Origin of the sequence: Saccharothrix carnea, from assembly GCF_003014735.1 — a bacterium.
Classification (GTDB): Bacteria; Actinomycetota; Actinomycetes; order Mycobacteriales; family Pseudonocardiaceae; genus Actinosynnema; species Actinosynnema carneum.
Genome location: NZ_PYAX01000023.1, coordinates 76,445 through 92,335, shown reverse-complemented (window position 1 = coordinate 92,335; position 15,891 = coordinate 76,445). Strand labels below are relative to the sequence as shown.

The window sequence follows — 15,891 nt, the reverse complement described above, 5'->3', positions numbered from 1 at the left end:
CGAGAAGGTGCGCCGCAAGCCGTTCTCGGTGGTGCTGTTCGACGAGATCGAGAAGGCCCACCAGGAGGTCTACAACACGCTGCTCCAGGTGCTGGAGGACGGCCGCCTGACCGATGGGCAGGGCCGGACGGTGGACTTCAAGAACACCGTCATCATCTTCACGTCCAACCTGGGCACGTCGGACATCAGCAAGGCCGTTGGCTTGGGCTTCACCTCGGGTCAGGACACCGCGTCCAACTACGAGCGCATGAAGAACAAGGTCAACGACGAGCTGAAGAAGCACTTCCGGCCCGAGTTCCTCAACCGCATCGACGACATCATCGTCTTCCACCAGCTCACGCAGGACGAGATCATCAAGATGGTGGACCTGATGATCGCCCGCGTCGAGACGCAGTTGAAGAACAAGGACATGGCGATCGAGCTCACCGATCGCGCGAAGAAGCTGCTGGCCAAGCGCGGGTTCGACCCCGTGCTGGGTGCCCGGCCGCTGCGTCGCACGATCCAGCGGGAGATCGAGGACCAGCTGTCGGAGAAGATCCTGTTCGGGGAGATCCAGCCCGGCCAGATCATCCTCACCGACGTCGAGGGCTGGGACGGCGAGTCCGAGGCCGACGACAAGGCGCACTTCACCTTCCGCGGCGAGGCCAAGCCGCTGCGGGTGCCCGACGCCCCGCCGGTCGACCTCGCGTCGTCCGGTGGCGACTCGGGCGGAGACTCGGACTCCGAGTCCGCCTGACGCACGACGCCTGACCGAAACGCCCCTCGGGTTCGCCCGGGGGGCGTTTCGGCTGTTCAGGGGGGTCAGTGCAGGGCGCCGGCAGTGGTGTGCAGGTCGGTGGACGTGGTCAGCGCCGTGCGGACGATCAGCTCCAGCGCCCTGGCCGTGGTGGCGACGGGCAGGCTGGGCAGGTCGCGGCCCTCGGCCTGCTCGGGCGAGAACGGCACGTGCACGAAGCCGCCGCGCACGCCCGGGTACTCGGTAGCGACCAGGTGCATGAGGCCGTAGAACACGTGGTTGCACACGAACGTGCCCGCCGTGTGCGACACCGACGCCGGGATGCCCTCGGCCTCCAGTGCCGCCACGCACGCCTTCACCGGCAGCCCGGTGAAGTACGCGGCCGGGCCGCCCGGCACCACCGGCTCGTCGATGGGCTGGGCGCCCGCGTTGTCCGGGATCCGGGCGTCGTCCAGGTTCACCGCGACGCGTTCCGGCGTGATGCCGACCCGTCCGCCCGCCTGGCCCACGCACACCACCAGGTCGTAACGGCGGGCCGCGATGGCTTCGCGCAACGCGGTGATCGACTCGCCGAACACGCACGGCAGGCGCAGCTTCGTCAGCCGGTAGCCGTCCGGTCGCACCGCGTCGACCGCGTCCCACGACGGGTTGGTGTCCTCGCCGGCGAACGGTTCGAAGCCCGTCAGCAAAACGTCCACTCGGGCAGACTAGAACGCGTGGTCGACATCGAGGAACGCCGGACCAGGCGCAAGGGGACGACGTTCCTGCTGGTATTGGCGGCTGTCGCGTTCCTGCTCGCCGCGGCCACCCGGCTGCTGGGCATCGACGGCACCCGGTACCTGGCCGCCACGACCGCGCTGACGCCCTACTTCACGGCGGCGGGCGTGGTGCTGGGCGGGCTGGCGCTGCTGCTGCGGCGGTGGGCGGTCGGCACGGTCACGTCGCTGGTCGCCGTGGTGCTGGTGGCGGCGGTCGCGCCGAGGGCGTTCCCCGACTCACGGCCGGTGGGCGTGGGCCAGGTGGTGACCGTGATGGCGGCGAACCTGCTGGTCGGCAGGGCGGAGGCGGAAGCCGTCGTGGCGGCGGTGCGGGCGCACGACGTGGACGTGCTCGCGATGCAGGAGCTGACCCCCGAGATGGTGCTCGACCTGGAACGCGCGGGCCTGGACGAGGTGCTGCCGCACCGGCACTTCCTGGACGAGCCGGGCGGCTCCGGTTCCGGCCTCGCGTCCCGCTACCCGCTGGCACCGCGCACGCTCACGCCGCCCAGCACGCTGCGCCAGGCGGGCGCGCTGGTCGACCTGCCCGGTGCGGACGTGGAGATCCTGTCGGTGCACCCGCTGCCGCCCGTGGTCGACGCGGGGCCGGGGAACTGGCTGCGGGACATGGCGGGCCTGCCCGAGCGGGAACTGGGCGGGCCGGTGCGCGTGCTCGCCGGCGACTTCAACGCCACCCTGGACCACGCGGGCCTGCGCCGGCTGCTCAACAGCGGTTACGTGGACGCCGCCGACCAGCTCGGCGAGGGCCTGAACCCGACCTGGCCGTCCGGCGGCGCGCTGTGGCCGCCGCCGGTGGCCATCGACCACGTGCTGGTGGACGACCGGTGCCCGGTGGAGGAGTTCGAGGTGGTCGAGGTGCCCGGCTCGGACCACCGGGCCGTCGTCACCCGATTCGTCGTGCCAGCCCGGTGATCGCCTCCAGCGCGCCCAAGGGCAGCGACACCCCGCGCCCGTGCCGCACCTCCGGCTCACGCGGGTTGATCCTGATCAGCGCGCCCGAGGCGGCGCTGGCCAGCTCCGCCTGCCGCCGCACGGTCGGCACCGCCTGACCGGCTCCGATCTCCAGCACGACCAGGTCGCGCCGGGCACGCCGCCACTGGGCCAGCTCGTCCAGCGCCTTCTGCGACGGCCCGCCGATCCACGACCAGTCGCCGAACATGAGGATGTTCGGCCTCGCGAGCCCACCGCAGTTGCGGCACGACGGCAGCGGCCCGGTGGCGCGCATCGTCTCCGGGTCCACGTCTACCACGACGCCGTCGGCGGGCCACACGTCGTCCGTGCAGGGCTCCACGCACTGCAGGTGGTGGATCGACCCGTGCACCTCGGCCACGTCGGTGAACCCGGCCCGCTGGAACTGGCCGTCCACGTTGGACGTGAACACCCGCGCGCCCCACTCCCGCAGCACGCGGAACCCGTCGTGCGGCACCGTGCGCCGGTACAGGTCGAGCCGGTGCCCGTAGAAGCCCCACGCGAGCGCCGGGTCCTCCACGAAGTGCACCGGGTCGGCCAACTCCTCGAACCGCAGGCCCAGCCGCTCGTAGGGCGGGTAGGCCTGCCAGAAGCCGGTGGCACCGCGGAAGTCGGGCAGGCCCGAGTCGACGCCCATCCCGGCACCCGCGCACACCAGCACCGCGCCGGCGGCCTTGACCAGTTCCGCCGCGCGGTCGAGCGCCTCGTTCACCTCGGGAGCATCACTTCCGGGGTGTCACTTCTTCGCTTCGGAGCTGAGCACGACCTCGAACTCCAGCAGGTCCGACCCGGTGCCGACCGGCTTGGCCCGCTCGCCGGAGTGCGCCTCCTTGGCCTTGCCGCCCAGCCAATTCTGGAAGTCCTCCTCGGTCTCCCACTGCGTCACCACGAAGTACCGGTCGTCGCCCTTGACCGGCCGCAGGAGCTGGAAGCCGAGGAAGCCGGGTTCGGAGTCGACCGCGCCGAGCCGTGCGGCGAACCGCTTCTCCAGCTCGGGGCCGGAACCATCGGGCACGTGGATCGCGTTGATCTTCACAACCGCCATGCCCACGACGTTACTGCGCCTCGGCGGTTTCCGTCTCGTGGCGTGCTCGGTGGGCGCGGACCTTGTGCCTGTTCCCACAGCGCTCCATCGAGCACCAGCGGCGGTTGCCTGCCCGGGAGGTGTCCACGAACAGCAGGCCGCAGTTGTCCGCCGAGCACTCGCGCACGCCGCCCCGGGCCACCAGCTCGACCGCGTCCCGGGCCGCCGCGCCGAGCACCTGCGTGCCGGTGATGGGCCTCGCCCACGTCAACGCGCGCGTGTGCGGGTCGACGACCGGCCGGGGCGTCTCGGCGGTGGCCGCGTTGAGCACGTCCAGGTCGGCGGACGGCAGGTCGCCGCCGCGGACCATCGACCGCGCGACCCGCCAGAACGCGTCGCGCAGCTCCTTCACCGCGGCCAGCTCGGCTTCGGTGACCCGCACGTCGGCCGCGGTGAACGGCGCGGTCGCGGCGAGGCGCGAGTCGGCCAGCCACGCCGCCAGGTCGTCCGGCGCGTGCAGCGCCTCGAACACGCGCAGCTCGCCCGGGCCACCGCTGACCAGCAGTTCGAGCGCGAAGCTGCCGGGGTCGAAGCGGAAGCTCTGCCCGTCCGGGCGGGTCAGCGTCCTCGTCCACGTCGCCATGTAACCACTCTAGCCAGTTTCACTAACCGGCTGATCCGGTTACCGGCGCAGCGGTCCGGGGTACAGGAACTCGTCGGCGGGCACCTCGGTGCCCCGGAACCACGCGCCGAAGAACGCGTCCAGGTCCTGCCCCGACACCCGCTCCACGTGCGCCTCGAACTCCGGCCACGACGCGTTGCCGTCCCGGTTCGCCGCCGTCCAGTCCTTGAGCACCCGGTCGAACGCCGGGTCGCCGACCTGCCGGCGCAGCGCGTGCAGCGCGAGCTGGCCCTTGTCGTAGACGCCGCGGAACTCGTTGCCGCGGCCCATGTCGTAGAGCTTGCGGTTCCAGTACGTCTCCCGGTCGGCGACCCGCTCGACCTCGGCGCGGTACCGCTCGTCCAGGTCGACGTCCTCCTTGGCCTCGGCCCACAGCCACTGGGCGTAGGAGGCGAAGCACTCGTTCAGGCAGATGTCGGCCCAGTTCTCCAGGCTCACCGAGTCGCCGAACCACTGGTGCGCGTTCTCGTGCACGACGGTGTCGAGGTCCGCCCACGCCGCGTAGATCGGCCGGGTCTGGGTCTCCAGCGAGAAGCCGATGTTGTCGGCCAGGAAGATCCCACCCGCCGCCTCGAACGGGTACGGGCCGAACTTCTCGGCCAGGAACGCGAGCACCTCCGGCAGCCGCCGCTGGTGCTGCCGGGTGTTCTCCGCGCCCGGCGCGTAGGCGTCCACCACGGGCGTGCCATCGGGCAGCGTGGACCGCTCCACGGTCCACCGGTCGATCGCGATCGTGGTCAGGTAGGTGGCCATCGGCTGCTCGGCGACCCAGCGGAACGACGTCCAGCCGTCTGTCGTCTGCGAACCCCGCTCGACGCCGTTGGAGATCACCGACCAGCCCTCCGGCACGCGTGCGGTCAACGCGAACGACGCCTTGTCGCGCGGGGTGTCGTTGGCCGGGAACCAGGTGGTCGCCGAGTGCGGTTCGCCCGCCGCGAACGCACCGCCGGAGGTCGAGACCTGCCAGCCGCTGCGGCCCAGCGCGCGGTCCTCGAACAGGGTCGGCTCGCCGCCGTACCGGACGGTGGTGGTGAACTCCTCGCCGTTCACCAGGGGCGCCTCGGGCGTGATGACCAGCTCGTGGTCGCCTTCCTGGTGGAAGGTCGCGGCCGGCCGCTCGCCCACGTCCACGCCGGTGACCTCGAGCGCGTACAGGTCGAGGTTGAACCGGGACAGGTCGGCGGTCGCCTTCGCGGTGATCCGCGCGACCCCCTCCAGCCGCTTCGTCGCCGGGTCGTAGGTGACCGACACGTCGTAGGCGCTGACGTCGTAACCGGTGTTGCCGTCCTGCGGGTAGTACGCGTCGCCCGCGCCGGCACCGCCCTCGGCGTTCACCACCGGGGGAGTGGTCGCGGCGGCCGTGGTGGGCGCCGCGGTCGGCTGGTCCCGGGGCAGCCTGGCCACCACGACCCCGGCCACCACCAGCACCAGGACGATGACGATCAGGTACGGGCGCGCCTTGGAGCTGATGGCCATGCCGACATGATGCACGCATGACCGTTGCGGAGTTCGGGGGATCGGGGCAGGGCATCCTGCTGCTCCACGGCCTGATGAGCCGGGCGAGCACGTGGTGGACGGTGGCGCAGTGGCTCAAGCCGTACGGGCGGGTGGTGGCGCCGGACGCGCGCGGCCACGGCCGCAACCCGGTGCGGGGGCCGTTCCGGACCGAGGACTTCGTCGCCGACGCGGCCGACGTGATCGAGCGGTACGACCTCGCGCCCGCCGTGGTGATCGGGCACTCGATGGGCGGGCTGCACGCGTGGGCGCTCGCCGCGACCAGGCCCGACCTGGTGCGCGCGGTCGTCGCGGAGGACGTGGTGCCGGACAACCGCGGTCGCACGGTCGACGAGTGGAAGTGGTACTTCGACGCGTGGCCGCCCGCGTTCGAGTCCCTGGCGCACGTGCGGACGGTCGTGGACGTGCCGCGGGTGGAGGAGATGTTCGAGGAGCGCGAGGACGGCTGGCACCTCATCGCGCACCTGCCGGACCTCTACGAGATCGCCTCCGAGTGGGGCGAGCGGGACTACTGGGGTTATGTGGACGCGATCCGGTGCCCGATGCTGGTGGTCGAGGCCGGGCTGGGCGGGCTGCGCGCCGGGCAGATGGCCGAGGTGGCGCGGCGGACCGGTGCGACGCACCTGGTGGTGCCCGAGTCCGGGCACGTCGTGCACGACCAGGCGCCGGAGGTCTACCGGGGCGCGGTGGAGGCGTTCCTGAGCGGGTCGATCGACCCGGTCTGAGTGTCCACGATCGCCATCTCGCGGGTCTTGGCGCGGATCGGCGTGATCGGGTGCAGCTCGGCGAACGCGGTCTTGACCTCGGCGTCCTCGCCGTCGAGCAGCGTGCAGTGCGGCACCCAGCTGCCCGGCAGGTAGTGGGCGTTGGGGTGCTTCACGCGGCCCGCGAGCACGTCGTGCACCGCCGAGTGCACGGCCAGCAGCTCGGCGTCCACGACTGCGCCCAGCTGCAGCGTGTTCCCGGTGGCGCTGAGGGTGTGCAGCCAGACGTCGGGCAGCCACAACCGGGACAGGTCCTCGCGCAGCTCGGCGCGCACCTTCGGCCCGATCGTGCCCGCCGCCGCGTAGGTCAGGTGCGGCGGCAGCTCGAACCGCGCGCCGATGCGCCGCCGCAGCGCCCGCACGGCGTTCTCCGCCTCGGCGTCGAAGAAGACCACCAGGGCGTGCACGTCAGTGCTCCCCGGGCAGCGCGAACAGGCCCGCGGCCGTCTGCTCGACCAGGCCGTCGTCGAGCAGCGAGTGCAGGCACCGGTCCCGCTGGCCCGCGTCCGACCACACCACGTCCAACCGCGCCTTCGCCACGGGCTCGCTGGTGCCGCGCAGCACGTCCAGCAGCAGGCCGCGCACCTGCCGGTCGGTGCCCGCGAACTTCTGCACCGCCTTGGCCGGGCCGTCGTAGGCGGGGCGGCCGTTGAGCTGCCACGCGCACGCGTCGAACACCGGGCAGTCGGCGCACTTCGGGGCGCGGGCCGTGCAGACGAGCGCGCCCAGCTCCATCAGCGCGGCCGAGTAGACGGCGGCCCGCTCGTCCGGCAGCAGGGCTTCGACGTCGTTCAGGTCCTTCGTGGTGGACGGCGGGCCCGCGTCGCCCGCGCCGTGCACGGCCCGTGCGACGACCCGGCGGACGTTCGTGTCGACCACCGGGCACCGCTGCCCGTACGCGAACGCGGCGACCGCCCGTGCCGTGTACGCGCCGATGCCCGGCAGGGCCAGCAGCGTGTCCACGTCGCTCGGGACGACGTCGTCGTGGTGCTCGGCGATGGCCTGCGCGGCGGCGTGCAGCCGCAGCGCGCGGCGCGGGTAGCCGAGCTTGCCCCAGGCGCGCAGCACCTCGCCCTGGGTCGCCTTCGCCATCGCCGATGGGGTCGGCCAGCGGGCCAGCCACTCGCGCCAGATCGGCTCGACCCGCGCCACGGGGGTCTGCTGCAGCATGATCTCGCTGACCAGCACGCCCCAGGCCGTGCACTCCGGCCGTCGCCAGGGCAGGTCGCGGGCGGTGTCGGCGAACCAGTCGAGGAGGAGGTCGGCGTCCAGGCTCATAGCGCCGCACAGTCTTCCACGACCGGTCCGCCGACCGATCACACGACTTCGGTCAGCTCGCCCGTGTGCACGTCGTAGACGAAGCCGCGCACGCTGTCGCGGTGCAGCAGGAAGGGACTCTGCCGGACCCGGTTCATCGAGCCGCGCACGCTGTCCTTCACCTCGCGGAACGCCTCCACCGACCAGGTGGGGCGCAGGCCGGAGTCGCGCTCCAGCTCGTCCTTGAAGTCGTCCTCGGTGACCAGTTGCAGGCCGCAGTTGGTGTGGTGCACCAGCAGCACCTCGCGGGTGCCGAGCTTGCGCTGGCTCAGCGCCAGGGAACGGATCATGTCGTCGGTCACGACGCCGCCCGCGTTGCGCAGCACGTGCGCTTCACCCTGCTTGAGGCCGAAGATCTCGAACACCCGGATGCGGGAGTCCATGCAGGTCAGGATGGCCACTTGCATCGAGGGCTTCGGCGAGGAACGGTCGCCGGGAACGATGTTGCCCAGTTCGGCGTTGCGGTGGAGCAGCTCGTCGATCGCGGTCATCGAAGACACCTCCCGTTGTTCCCCGGGATTGGAACCTGCCTCCCGCATGGCGGGCAAGTGAATCGGGCGAACCTCACGTTCACCGCATCGGGCGACCGATGCCTACCCGGTAATTCCACTCGGCTTGGATACCTTCGTCGGCGTGACCGAGCACACAGACCCGCTCCCCCGGGCGGTGTACTGGCGGCGCCGCGCGCTGGCCCTCGCCGGGTCGGTGGTCGCGCTCGTGCTGGTGGTGTGGCTGGTCGGCGTGCTGGTCGGCCGGGGCGACCCGGCGCCGGTGGTCGCGCAGCCGTCGTCCAGCCCACCCGAGCCGGCCGCGACGCCCGCGGTCGTCTCGTCGTCCTCGACCAGCCCACCTCCTTCCCCGGCCACCTCGGTGGCGCCTTCCCCGACCCTCCCGCCGGGCCCGCCACCGCCGTGCGAGGACGCGCAGGTGGCCGTGGCGGCGGAGGTGGACAAGCCGGAGACCCCCGCCGGCCAACCCGTCCGCTTCACCATCGTCATCTCCAACACCGGCCCGCTGCCGTGCGCGAAGGAGATCGGGCGGCACGTGCGCGAGCTGGTCGTGACGAGCGCGGACGGCGCGACCCGGCTGTGGTCCAGCAACGACTGCTTCGCCACCGAGGGGTCGGAGGTGCGCGTGATGCAGCCGGGCGAGCGGTTCACCTACGGCCTGCAGTGGCCGGGCAGCACGTCCGGACCGGGCTGCCGCGAGCAGTCGAGGCTGGGCGCGGGCGACTACTTGCTGACCGCGCTGGTGGCGGGCAAGGCGAGCACTCCGGTGGTCTTCCGCGTCACGTGAGCCCCTACGGCTGCCAGCCGAGCGCGGGACCGAGGACGGTGGCGATGTCGGTGAGGATCTGCACGTAGTCGGCGTGCTCGAAGCTGAACGGCAGGGCGAACGCCACCTCGTCGACCTCCCGGAACGCGGCGTGGTCGTGGAGGCGTTCGGCGATCTGCGCGGACGTGCCCACGAAGTCGGGGGAGAACAGCAACCCGGCCGGGCCCTGGGGCGTGGCCGTGCGGGGCAGGCGCTCGGCCGCGTAGTCCTGGTACTTCGCGCGCTGCTCGGCGGTGGCCGAGTCGGTCGGGATGACGACGAGGCCCTGCGAGACGCGGGCGCGCTCGCCGTCGGGGTGGGCGGCGCGGAACGCGCGGATGTGGTCGCGCTGAATGTCGGCGAACCCGGTGCGGCCCTCCGCTTTGACGACGCTGCTGACGAGCAGGTTCAGTCCGTGCTCGCCGGCCCAGCGGGCGGAGGCGAAGCTGCCGCCGCCGTACCAGAGGCGGTCGGCGAGGCCGGGTGCGTGCGGCTGGACGCGGTCGGAGAAGACTTCGATGCCCTCCGTGCCGCGGAAGTGGGTGACGGGTTCGCCGCGCACGTGGGCCAGGAGCCGTTCGACGCGCCGGTAGCCGAAGTCCTCGGCGTTCGCCGTGTCCGGGTAGAGGGCCTCCCGGACCCGCTGGAAGTGCATCGGCGGCCCGGCGCTCACGCCCGGGTTGAGCCGGCCGCCGGACAGCACGTCCACCGTGGCCAGGTCCTCGGCCAGGCGCAGCGGGTTCTCCCAGCCCAGCGGGATGACGGCGGTGCCGAGCTCGATGCGGCTGGTCCGCTGCGTGGCCGCGGCGAGCACGGCGACGGGCGAGGAGATGCCGAACTGCAGGTGCCGGTGCCGCACCCAGGCGCTGTCGAACCCGAGCCGTTCACCGAGCTCGATCACCTGCAGCGTCGAGCGGTGCCCACGCCCCGGGTCGGCCTCGTCGAACAGGCCGATGGTGAGGAAACCCAACTTGCGCAACGGTCTCGGTGGTGGCGGCACCTGTCGATTGTCGCCCTCCGGCGCGGGCGGTCCACCTGGTGGAACGACGGCAGGGGTCCCCTCGCGAGGACCCCTGCGGAGCGGTGGGGTGGTGGCCGGCCGGTGGCAGTCAGGCCGGGCCGGGGGTCACGGGCCGAACCAGCGTTCCTCCGCCGTGCCGCGCGGTGGGGCGGCGGTGATGCCCTGGACCAGTTCGGTGGACAGGGTGACGGCACGGGGGCGGGTGCGCTCGGCCGAGTCGAGGAGCAGCTTGCCCGCCGCGCGGCCCTTCTCCAGGACCGGCTGGCGGACCGTCGTCAGGCCCGCCTGCTCCGCCTCACGGATGCCGTCGAAGCCGGTGACCGTGATGTCCACCGGGACGCGCAGGCCGCGGCGCTGCAGTTCGGCCATCGCGCCGAGGGCCAGTATGTCCGACGTGCAGATCAACGCGGTGATCTGCGGGTCGCGCTCCAGCACCTGCGCCGCCGCCGACGCGCCCGACGCCATGGTGTGGTCGAACCGCTCCGCCACCGGCACGGTCGCCCAGTCCACGCCGACCGTCGCGAACGCCTGCGCCAGCCCCGCCAACCGGGCCCGCTGCACGTGGAAGTGCGCCGCCTGCTGCCGGTCCGGCGTCACGAAATCGTCGTTGCGGTCACGGGCCAGCCGCATGCACACCACGCCGACCCGCCGGTGCCCCAACGAGATCAGGTGCTGCGCCAGCGCGTGCATGGCCGCCTGGTCGTCGATGCCGACGCGGTCGACGTTGCCGAGGTCGGGCTGGTCGCACACGACGGTCGGCACGGGCCGCTCCAGCACCGCCGCCAGGTGCGGGTCGTCGTCGGGCACCGAATACACCACGAAACCGTCCACACCGGCCCGGTGCACGGCCGCCACGTCCTCGCGCTCGGGGTTCGCCGGCACGAGCAGCAGCCCGGTCCCGGCGTCCTCGCACGCGAGCGCCAACCCCTCCAGGAACCCGATCGCCGCCGGGTCGCGGAACGCGTAGGACAGGTTCTCGGTGAGCAGCAGGCCCACCGCACCGGCCTTCCTGGTCCGCAGTGAACGGGCCACCGGGTCGGGCCCCGGGTACCCGAGTCGTCTAGCTGTCTCCAACACCCGGCGTCGCAGCTCTGGCGAGAGCTGGTCGGGACGGTTGTACGCGTTGGACACCGTTGTCCGGGAAACACCCAGCTCCGCCGCCAGTGAGGCGAGCGTCGCGGGGCGTCGCACATGCATCGACCGCGCCATGAAGTGACCGTAACGGTTCAGAACCAATTACAGAAGTGGGGGTGACCGGCGTCCCTCAAAATTGCCATCAGTGCAGTTGGGAAGGGGTTACCTCACGGTACAGTGGTCTAAACCAATGAGGGCTCTGCGGACGACTCGCGCACCACCAGCCGAGGCCGGAAAACGCGCGTGTAATTACCCGCCGGACGCCGTCGCCGATCCGGGTCGAGCCGGTGCACCAACTCGTCGACGGCCGCCGCCGCCATCTCCTCGATCGGCTGCGCCAAGGTCGTCAACGACGGCGAGCAGTACGACGCCAGCGGGATGTCGTCGAACCCCACCACGGACAGGTCGCGCGGCACGGCCAGCCCGCGCCGGTGCGCCTCCCGCAGCACGCCGATCGCCATGTGGTCGGACGAGCAGATCACCGCCGTGGGCCGCACGGTGTCCAGCAACGTCGACACCGCTTCCGCGCCACCCTCCGGCCCGAACGGCGCGTGCGCCACGAAGTCCGACGTCGCCGGCAGCCCGTCCTCCTCCAGCGCCGCCGCCCACCCGGCCCGCTTCAACCGCGACGGCAGCGACCGGGCCGGACCCGACACGAACCCGATCCGCCGGTGCCCCAGCTCCACCAGGTGCCTGGTCGCGGCGTACCCGGCGTGCTGCTCGTCCACGGTCACGTCCGGCACGTCCAGCGACGGCGTCGCCCCGTTGACGAACACCATGTGCACGCCGTCCGCGAGCAGCTTCGCGTAGTAGGACGGTCGTGGCGCCTGGCCCAGCGGCACCTCGACGTTGGTGATCTCCGGCGACACGAACACCATGCCCTCGACGCCGCGCGCGAGGAGCATCCGCACGTACTCCTCCTCGCCCATCGCACCCGCGCCGGTGGCCCGCGTGTTGCACAGCAGCGACGAGTACCCCAGCCGCGCGGCACGTACCTCCAGCGCCTCGGCGAACGCCGGGAACACCGGGTTGGACAGCTCCGGCACGAGCAGCCCGATCACACCCGTCCGCTGCAGCGCGCCCAACCCCCGCGGCGTGTAAGGCATTTCCGCAAGCACCGCGAGCACGCGCTGACGCGTCTCGTCGTTCACGCCCGCCCGGCGGTTGAGCACCCGGCTGACCGTGGAGATGCTCACCCCGGCTGCCCTGGCGATCTCGGACAGACCGGACACCCCTGCCTCCTCGCTGACTCGCTGGTGACGCGGCTGGTGACGCGTGTCGCCGCTGGTGACGTGCAGCCTGCCGTCAGCGGCAAATTTTTGCAACGCCCACCTTGGTTTCCTCCGGCCAGGCGGGGCCGTTACGGCTTGGTTACGTCCAGACCCTTGACCCGGCCCTGGTCGGCGGGATGAAATCCGCGTCAACAATTTCGCAAGTTCTTGCAAGAGCCTTCATCACGGTGGAGGCCCGCAGGAGGGACGACAGCAACGATGCGACGTACCACCCTCGTGACCGCAGCGGCGGCCGTCTCCGCCCTCGTCCTCACCGCGTGCGGTGGTGGCGACGGCGGATCGGCGTCCGGCGACTCCGGCGAGATCACCTTCTGGGACACCAGCGGCCCGAACGAGAGCCCGGTGTTCACCGCCATCGCGCAGGAGTGCGCGACCAAGGGCGGCTACAAGGTCAAGACCGAGACCGTCGCCTTCGACCAGGCGCTCAACAACTACCGGACCGCCGCCCAGGGCGGTCAGGGCCCGGACGTCTTCCGCGCCGAGGTCGCGTGGGTGTCGCAGCTGGCCAAGCTCGGCTACGTCGTCGACCTGGCGGGCACCGAGCTCGTCAACGACACGTCCGACTTCCTGGAGACCCCGCTCGGCTCCACCAAGTACGACGGCAAGACCTACGGCGTCCCCCAGGTCACCGACTCGCTGGCGCTGTTCTACAACAAGAAGCTGCTGGCCGACGCCGGTGTCGAGCCGCCGAAGACGTGGGACGACGTGAAGGCCGCCGCGGCCAAGCTCGGCGGCGAGAAGACGATCTTCATCAACAACGACGCCTACTACGCGCTGCCGTTCATCTACGGCGAGGGCGGCGACCTGGTCGACGCCGACGCGAAGAAGATCGTGGTCAACTCCGCGGAGAACGTGAAGGCGCTGGAGACCGCCAAGGGCCTGCTGGACGCCAAGGCCGCGTCCACCGCGCTCGACCCGGCGAACTCCTACAACAACATGCAGGCCGCGTTCACCTCGGGCGAGGTCGCCATGGTGATCAACGGCCCGTGGTCGGTCGCCGACTACCTCAAGGGCGCCGCGTTCAGCGACGCCGCCAACCTGGGCATCGCGCCCGTCCCCGGCGCCACCGCGGGCAAGGGCTCCGCGCCGGTCGGCGGCCACGACTACGTGATCCGCCAGGGCACCAAGGCCAAGGACTCGTCGGTCAAGTTCATCGCCTGCATGAGCAGCACCGAGTCGCAGGTCCGCATCGCCAAGGAACTGGGCGTGCTGCCGACCCGCAAGTCGGCCTACGAGAACGCCGACGTGAAGGCGCACGCGGTCGTGTCCGCGTTCGAGCCGGTCGTCACCTCCGCCCACCCGCGCGCGTGGATCCCCGAGGGCGGCCAGCTGTTCGACCCGCTGAAGATCGCCTACGCCGACGTGCTGGCGGGCAAGAAGGACGCCAAGACGGCGCTGGACGAGGTGGCCAAGGCCTACAAGGACACCGTCGTCACCGAGTACGCCGTCGGCTGACCATCCCTCGTGGCGCCCGGCCTGACCCCAGGCCGGGCGCCGCGGGGCGGCGAAGGGAGACTTCGGTGCGCAGGTTCTTGGACCGGCACTGGTACGCGTACGCGATGGTGCTGCCGGTCGTGGTGGTCATCGCGGTGTTGGTGCTGTTCCCGCTCGCGCAGGGCGTGTTCTTCACCTTCACCGACATCAACGAGGGCAACATCGCCAACCCGATCCTCGACCGGCCGGCGACCTACGTCTCCGTTGGGCTCGACAACTACCTGAACGTCCTGTCCGGCGACGCCAGCTACGGCGCGTTCTGGTCGACGCTGGTGCGCACGCTCATCTGGACGTTCGGCTGCGTGTTCTTCCACTACACGATCGGCCTCGGCCTCGCGCTGCTGCTCAACCGGCAGGTGCGCGGCCGGGCGGTGTACCGGGTGCTGCTGATCCTGCCGTGGGCGGTGCCCGCGTTCATCAGCGCGTTCGCCTGGAAGTACATGTTCAACGCGCAGTACGGGATCATCAACCAGTTCCTGCGCTTCCTCGGGCTGGACGACCCGCCGGTGTGGCTCGGCCAGTCGGACTGGGCGCTGGTCGCGGTGATGATCGTCAACACCTGGCTCGGCGTGCCGTTCATGATGGTGGCGCTGCTGGGCGGCCTGCAGTCGATCCCGGGCGACCTCTACGAGGCCGCCGAGGTCGACGGCGCGACACCGTGGCAGCGGTTCCGCAACGTGACGCTGCCCGGCCTGCGGTCGGTGTCCAGCACGGTGGTGCTGCTGGGCATCATCTGGACGTTCAACATGTTCGCGATCATCTACCTGATCACCGGACCGAACCCGAACACCCGGATCCTGGTGACCTACGCGTTCGAGCGGTTCTTCTCCGGCGCGTCCCGCGACTTCGCGGTGGCGTCGACCTACGGCGTGCTGATCCTGTCCGTGCTGCTCGTGTTCGCGGGCGTGTACCGGCGTGCGCTGCGCAAGCAAGGCGAGGTGTGGTGATGACGGTCGAAGCCGCTTCCGTTCGGGTGGTCCAGCCGGTTCGGGCGCTCAAGCGCTCGCAGCGGTCGCCGCTGGCCAGCGTGGGTCTGCACGGCGCGCTGGTCGTGGCGTCGCTGATCGCGGTGTTCCCGGTGTTCTGGGTGCTGGTGACGTCGTTCAAGCCGGACGCCAAGGCCGTCGAGACCACGCCGAAGCTGGTCAACGACTCGAGCCTGGACAACTACGGGCGCATCCTGGCCGGGGAGAAGGGCGACTTCCTGGCGTGGTTCGGCAACTCGGTGCTGATCGCGCTGATGACCACGGTGCTGGCGGTGTTCCTGTCCGCCACGACGGGGTACGCGGCGTCGCGGTTCCGGTTCCCGGGCAAGCGGTCGCTGATGCTGTCGTTCCTGGTCGTGCAGATGTTCCCGTTCGCGGTGCTGATCGTGCCGCTGTACAACATCCTGCTCGCGCTCGGGCTGCAGGGCACGTCGCTGGGGCTGGTGCTGGTCTACTGCACGACCGCCGTGCCGTTCTGCACGTACATGCTGAAGGGCTACTTCGACACGATCCCGACCGACATCGACGAGGCCGGCCGGGTGGACGGCCTGTCGCCGTTCGGCGTGTTCTGGCGGCTGGTCCTGCCCCTGGCCCGGCCGGGTCTGGCCGTGACGTCGTTCTACGCGTTCCTGACGGCGTGGGGCGAGGTGGCGTTCGCGTCGGCGTTCCTGTCGGCGGCGGACGAGTCGAAGACGCTGGCGGTCGGCCTGCAGGTGTTCGTCCAGCAGAACCGGACCGAGTGGGGCCACCTGGCGGCCGCCTCGATCCTGGTCGCGATCCCCGCGATCGTCGTGTTCTACCTGGTGCAGAAGTTCCTGGTGACGGGCCTGTCGTCGGGCGCGGTCAAGGGCTGACGCCGCCGGG

The 15,891-nt window shown here is 71.3% G+C and carries 18 protein-coding genes; 7 read left to right on the top strand and 11 right to left on the bottom strand.

Features of this window, described 5'->3' with window-relative positions; genetic code table 11:
- Positions 1-736 (top strand): AAA family ATPase (locus B0I31_RS37495; protein ID WP_146174101.1); only part of this gene is annotated, 736 nt, incomplete at its 5' end.
- Between the two features lie 65 nt (positions 737-801).
- Here the strand turns inward: B0I31_RS37495 and pcp are convergent.
- The gene (gene pcp, locus B0I31_RS37490) at positions 802-1,434 is read right to left on the bottom strand and encodes a pyroglutamyl-peptidase I (protein WP_106620122.1); all 633 of its coding nucleotides are present in this window, start codon (positions 1,432-1,434) and stop codon (positions 802-804) included.
- Between the two features lie 18 nt (positions 1,435-1,452).
- Here pcp and B0I31_RS37485 point away from each other — a divergent pair, with 18 nt between their 5' ends.
- Complete coding sequence (locus B0I31_RS37485; protein WP_106620121.1) at positions 1,453-2,427, top strand: endonuclease/exonuclease/phosphatase family protein; 975 nt, start codon at positions 1,453-1,455, stop codon at positions 2,425-2,427.
- On the opposite strand, the gene B0I31_RS37480 is transcribed toward B0I31_RS37485, so the two are convergent.
- From B0I31_RS37480 to B0I31_RS37465, 4 genes are read right to left on the bottom strand one after another with little or no spacing between them, the layout of a single operon-like run.
- Positions 2,399-3,196 (bottom strand): SIR2 family NAD-dependent protein deacylase, encoded by a 798-nt coding sequence (locus tag B0I31_RS37480; protein ID WP_181320746.1) that lies wholly within the window; start codon positions 3,194-3,196, stop codon positions 2,399-2,401. The genes B0I31_RS37485 and B0I31_RS37480 overlap by 29 nt on opposite strands.
- 24 nt (positions 3,197-3,220) lie before the next feature.
- Positions 3,221-3,529 (bottom strand): antibiotic biosynthesis monooxygenase family protein, encoded by a 309-nt coding sequence (locus B0I31_RS37475; protein WP_073886919.1) that lies wholly within the window; start codon positions 3,527-3,529, stop codon positions 3,221-3,223.
- Positions 3,530-3,539: 10 nt separating this feature from the next.
- Positions 3,540-4,151, bottom strand: coding sequence for a CGNR zinc finger domain-containing protein (locus B0I31_RS37470; RefSeq protein WP_106620120.1), 612 nt, complete (start codon positions 4,149-4,151; stop codon positions 3,540-3,542).
- A 39-nt stretch (positions 4,152-4,190) separates the two neighbouring features.
- Complete coding sequence (locus B0I31_RS37465; RefSeq protein ID WP_106620119.1) at positions 4,191-5,666, bottom strand: M1 family metallopeptidase; 1,476 nt, start codon at positions 5,664-5,666, stop codon at positions 4,191-4,193.
- 17 nt (positions 5,667-5,683) lie between these two features.
- On the opposite strand from B0I31_RS37465, the gene B0I31_RS37460 reads away from it, so the two are divergent.
- Positions 5,684-6,430 carry an alpha/beta fold hydrolase gene (locus B0I31_RS37460; protein ID WP_106620118.1) on the top strand — a complete coding sequence of 249 codons (747 nt, stop codon included), beginning with the start codon at positions 5,684-5,686 and terminating at the stop codon, positions 6,428-6,430.
- Here B0I31_RS37460 and B0I31_RS37455 read toward each other — a convergent pair.
- From B0I31_RS37455 to B0I31_RS37445, 3 genes are read right to left on the bottom strand one after another with little or no spacing between them, the layout of a single operon-like run.
- The gene (locus tag B0I31_RS37455; protein ID WP_106620117.1) at positions 6,379-6,876 is read right to left on the bottom strand and encodes a 2'-5' RNA ligase family protein; all 498 of its coding nucleotides are present in this window, start codon (positions 6,874-6,876) and stop codon (positions 6,379-6,381) included. The genes B0I31_RS37460 and B0I31_RS37455 overlap by 52 nt on opposite strands.
- A 1-nt stretch (position 6,877) precedes the next feature.
- A complete protein-coding gene (locus B0I31_RS37450) occupies positions 6,878-7,747 on the bottom strand; it encodes an HhH-GPD family protein (protein ID WP_106620116.1) in 870 nt (289 codons plus the stop codon).
- Positions 7,748-7,785: 38 nt separating this feature from the next.
- Complete coding sequence (locus tag B0I31_RS37445) at positions 7,786-8,277, bottom strand: beta-class carbonic anhydrase (RefSeq protein WP_106620115.1); 492 nt, start codon at positions 8,275-8,277, stop codon at positions 7,786-7,788.
- Positions 8,278-8,419: 142 nt separating this feature from the next.
- Between B0I31_RS37445 and B0I31_RS37440 the strand changes: the two genes are divergently transcribed.
- The gene (locus B0I31_RS37440; RefSeq protein ID WP_181320745.1) at positions 8,420-9,082 is read left to right on the top strand and encodes a hypothetical protein; all 663 of its coding nucleotides are present in this window, start codon (positions 8,420-8,422) and stop codon (positions 9,080-9,082) included.
- A 4-nt stretch (positions 9,083-9,086) separates the two neighbouring features.
- Here B0I31_RS37440 and B0I31_RS37435 read toward each other — a convergent pair whose 3' ends face one another.
- The 3 genes from B0I31_RS37435 to B0I31_RS37425 form a co-directional block, all read right to left on the bottom strand.
- Entirely contained in the window at positions 9,087-10,100 is a 1,014-nt protein-coding gene (locus tag B0I31_RS37435) for an LLM class flavin-dependent oxidoreductase (protein ID WP_106620113.1), read from the bottom strand.
- Positions 10,101-10,226: 126 nt separating this feature from the next.
- Complete coding sequence (locus B0I31_RS37430; RefSeq protein WP_106620112.1) at positions 10,227-11,330, bottom strand: LacI family DNA-binding transcriptional regulator; 1,104 nt, start codon at positions 11,328-11,330, stop codon at positions 10,227-10,229.
- A gap of 107 nt (positions 11,331-11,437) precedes the next feature.
- Entirely contained in the window at positions 11,438-12,487 is a 1,050-nt protein-coding gene (locus tag B0I31_RS37425; RefSeq protein ID WP_106620111.1) for a LacI family DNA-binding transcriptional regulator, read from the bottom strand.
- Between the two features lie 258 nt (positions 12,488-12,745).
- Between B0I31_RS37425 and B0I31_RS37420 the strand changes: the two genes are divergently transcribed.
- The 3 genes from B0I31_RS37420 to B0I31_RS37410 all read left to right on the top strand — a co-directional run bounded on the left by B0I31_RS37420 (position 12,746) and on the right by B0I31_RS37410 (position 15,881).
- On the top strand, positions 12,746-14,002 hold the full coding sequence (locus B0I31_RS37420) for an extracellular solute-binding protein (protein WP_106620110.1): 1,257 nt from the start codon (positions 12,746-12,748) through the stop codon (positions 14,000-14,002).
- A gap of 65 nt (positions 14,003-14,067) precedes the next feature.
- Positions 14,068-14,988: a carbohydrate ABC transporter permease gene (locus B0I31_RS37415; RefSeq protein WP_425444475.1), complete on the top strand. Its 921-nt coding sequence runs from the start codon at positions 14,068-14,070 to the stop codon at positions 14,986-14,988.
- Entirely contained in the window at positions 14,988-15,881 is an 894-nt protein-coding gene (locus tag B0I31_RS37410; RefSeq protein ID WP_106620109.1) for a sugar ABC transporter permease, read from the top strand. The genes B0I31_RS37415 and B0I31_RS37410 overlap by 1 nt, the downstream gene beginning before the upstream one ends.
- The last annotated feature ends 10 nt before the right edge of the window (positions 15,882-15,891 follow it).

Bases quoted from the DNA above. Each gene is read 5' to 3' on its own strand.
- B0I31_RS37475 (WP_073886919.1), bottom strand. From the start codon at position 3,529: ATGGCGGTTGTGAAGATCAACGCGATCCACGTGCCCGATGGTTCCGGC.
- B0I31_RS37470 (WP_106620120.1), bottom strand. From the start codon at position 4,151: ATGGCGACGTGGACGAGGACGCTGACCCGCCCGGACGGGCAGAGCTTC.
- B0I31_RS37465 (WP_106620119.1), bottom strand. From the start codon at position 5,666: ATGGCCATCAGCTCCAAGGCGCGCCCGTACCTGATCGTCATCGTCCTG.
- B0I31_RS37460 (WP_106620118.1), top strand. From the start codon at position 5,684: ATGACCGTTGCGGAGTTCGGGGGATCGGGGCAGGGCATCCTGCTGCTC.
- B0I31_RS37450 (WP_106620116.1), bottom strand. From the start codon at position 7,747: ATGAGCCTGGACGCCGACCTCCTCCTCGACTGGTTCGCCGACACCGCC.
- B0I31_RS37445 (WP_106620115.1), bottom strand. From the start codon at position 8,277: ATGACCGCGATCGACGAGCTGCTCCACCGCAACGCCGAACTGGGCAAC.
- B0I31_RS37430 (WP_106620112.1), bottom strand. From the start codon at position 11,330: ATGGCGCGGTCGATGCATGTGCGACGCCCCGCGACGCTCGCCTCACTG.
- B0I31_RS37420 (WP_106620110.1), top strand. From the start codon at position 12,746: ATGCGACGTACCACCCTCGTGACCGCAGCGGCGGCCGTCTCCGCCCTC.
- B0I31_RS37410 (WP_106620109.1), top strand. From the start codon at position 14,988: ATGACGGTCGAAGCCGCTTCCGTTCGGGTGGTCCAGCCGGTTCGGGCG.